This is a genomic window from Streptomyces swartbergensis, assembly GCF_002148965.1.
Classification (GTDB): Bacteria; Actinomycetota; Actinomycetes; order Streptomycetales; family Streptomycetaceae; genus Streptomyces; species Streptomyces swartbergensis.
Genome location: NZ_NGFN01000635.1, coordinates 1 through 2,041 on the forward strand (window position 1 = coordinate 1; position 2,041 = coordinate 2,041).

General features: G+C 70.4%; 3 protein-coding genes. 1 reads left to right on the plus strand and 2 read right to left on the minus strand.

The features are described 5' to 3' along the window. The first annotated feature begins 94 nt into the window (after positions 1 to 94). Positions 95 to 229: a hypothetical protein gene (locus CA983_RS49050; RefSeq protein ID WP_279628519.1), complete on the plus strand. Its 135-nt coding sequence runs from the start codon at positions 95 to 97 to the stop codon at positions 227 to 229. Positions 230 to 289: 60 nt separating this feature from the next. On the opposite strand, the gene CA983_RS43075 is transcribed toward CA983_RS49050, so the two are convergent. Then, complete coding sequence (locus CA983_RS43075; protein ID WP_086606044.1) at positions 290 to 1,021, minus strand: maleate cis-trans isomerase family protein; 732 nt, start codon at positions 1,019 to 1,021, stop codon at positions 290 to 292. After that, the gene (locus CA983_RS43080) at positions 1,018 to 1,833 is read right to left on the minus strand and encodes a maleate cis-trans isomerase family protein (RefSeq protein ID WP_086606045.1); all 816 of its coding nucleotides are present in this window, start codon (positions 1,831 to 1,833) and stop codon (positions 1,018 to 1,020) included. Before CA983_RS43080 ends, CA983_RS43075 begins: the two co-directional genes overlap by 4 nt. Between the last annotated feature and the right edge of the window lie 208 nt (positions 1,834 to 2,041).

Consider the following 2,041-nt stretch of genomic DNA (forward strand, 5'->3'; position numbering starts at 1 on the left):
ATCCCCCGCCCCCGCCCCCGCCGCCTGAACGGAAGCGATAGGCATCCCGCGGCCATCAGGGTTGTCAGGCTCGTCAGGAGGAGGAGAGTCCGCGATGAGAGCTTCGGCAGACAGCGTCCCGTTGGCCTACAAGGGCATGGGATGGCTGCCCGACTGGGCGTTGTACGGCGTCATTCTGCTCGTTTGTGTCTGGATGGTCGTGGTCGCGATCCGGCGCAATCGGTCATAGGCCGGCCTCCCCCTCGCCGCCCGCGGCAACTGCCGTGGGCGGCGAGGACGGCACACCCGCTCATGCCTGGACGATCGGCTCCCTCGTGAACAGCGCGCCCAGTTCCGGCGCGTTCACGCGGCGGTCCGCCAGGCGGAGGGCCTCCCAGACCGTGACCTGGTTGGCGGTGAGGACCGGCTTGCCGAGGTCCTTCTCCAGGGCCGGGATGTGGGCCGCCGTGTGCAGGGCCGTGTCGGGGAGGAGGAGGGCGTCGGCGTCGGGGTGGTCGGAGTGCCGGGCCAGGGCGAGCAGTTCCGCCTCGCCCCAGGTGCCGACCTCGGCGGCCGTGATGATGCCGGAGCTCTTCACCGAGACGACCTCGACGCCGTCCGCCCGCAGGAACTCGGCGAACAGCCGGGCCACGTCGTCCGGGTACGTCGCGCCGATCGCGACCCGGCGCGCCCCCAGCTCCCGTACCGCGTGCACGAACGCGAAGGACGTCGAGGAGGCCGGCATGCCGGCGGTCTGCGCCAGGGTGCGCACCTGCTCCTGCGCGCCGTCCCAGCCATAGACGAAGCTGCCGCTGGTGCAGGCCCACACCACGGCGTCCGCGCCGGCGTGCCGCAGCTCCTGCACGCCCGCCGCGAGCCGGCCGGCGGAGCCCATCTCCAGCAGCGCGTCCACCCGGTGCGCGTCCTCACCGATGTCGGTGTGCACCAGGTCCACCCGGATGTCGCTGCCCAGCAACTGCTCGATGCGCGGATAGTCGTCCTCGGCCGAGTGGCCCGGGTAGAGAAATCCCAGTGCTGTCATGTCCAGCCTTCCTGCTGCTGCTCTTCTTCCGGCACGACGGGACCGTGGTTCGCCCCCGGCGATCCGAGACCGGCCCGCGCCTCCGGATTGATCAGCGCTTGATACGGTCCCACCGCACGGGTACCCAGTCGGCGCAGCGCCGCCCACATCGTCACTTGGTTGGCCGAGATCACCGGGATGCGCAGCTCGGCCTCCAGCTGGGGGATGACGTCGTAGGTGGGCAGGTTGGTGCAGCTGATGAACAGGGCGTCGGCGTCGTCGCGTACGGCCTGCCGCGCCATGTCCACGACCTCCCGGTAGGGGACCTTCCAGATGTGCCGGGTCAGGCCCATGAAGGCGCAGCCGGCGATCGTGACGCCCGCCTGGGCCACATAGGCCTCCAGCGCCTGCGTCACCGACACCGTGTACGGCGTCACCAGCGCCACCCGCCGTACGTCCAGCTCCACCAGGGCCTCCAGCAGCCCGCCCGAGGTGGTGATCGCCGGTACGGCGCCCGCCCGGCTCATCGCCTCGCACATCGCGCGCTCGCCCATGACGCCACCGACGAAGCTGCCCGAGGTACAGGCGTAGGCGATGACCTCGGGGGCGATGGCGTTGAGCGTGCCGACCGCCTCGCTCAGCGTCTGGTGTTCGCTGACCATGCGGGCGAGATCGAGGCTGACCTCGACCGGCACGAACGGTGTTCGTGTCATGTGCAGGGAGACCTCGTCCGGCACCCAGCGCCACAGCTCGCGGTCGAGAGCGAAGTCGAAGGGGGCGACGACGCCGACCCCGCGCTGCGGGCTGGGCCCGCCGAGAAATGAGACGTCCATGCAGGGCACCGGCCTCACACTGGGCAACGAGTGTGCAACGGATCGTGGGAACGCCCGTGTTGACGACGGTAGGTTCGGGTGCGAGCGTGGTCAATCCGCACGGATCATTCCTTGGTCAACACCGTGTTAACTCGTCGTCACCGGCCGCCTCCCGAAGGCAGGCCACCCCCGCCGCACGGCTGGAGAAACGGCTGCTCATGCCCACCCC

Coding starts and splice junctions, on each gene's coding strand:
- CA983_RS43075 (WP_086606044.1), bottom strand. CDS start 1,021: ATGACAGCACTGGGATTTCTCTACCCGGGCCACTCGGCCGAGGACGAC.
- CA983_RS49050 (WP_279628519.1), top strand. CDS start 95: ATGAGAGCTTCGGCAGACAGCGTCCCGTTGGCCTACAAGGGCATGGGA.
- CA983_RS43080 (WP_086606045.1), bottom strand. CDS start 1,833: ATGGACGTCTCATTTCTCGGCGGGCCCAGCCCGCAGCGCGGGGTCGGC.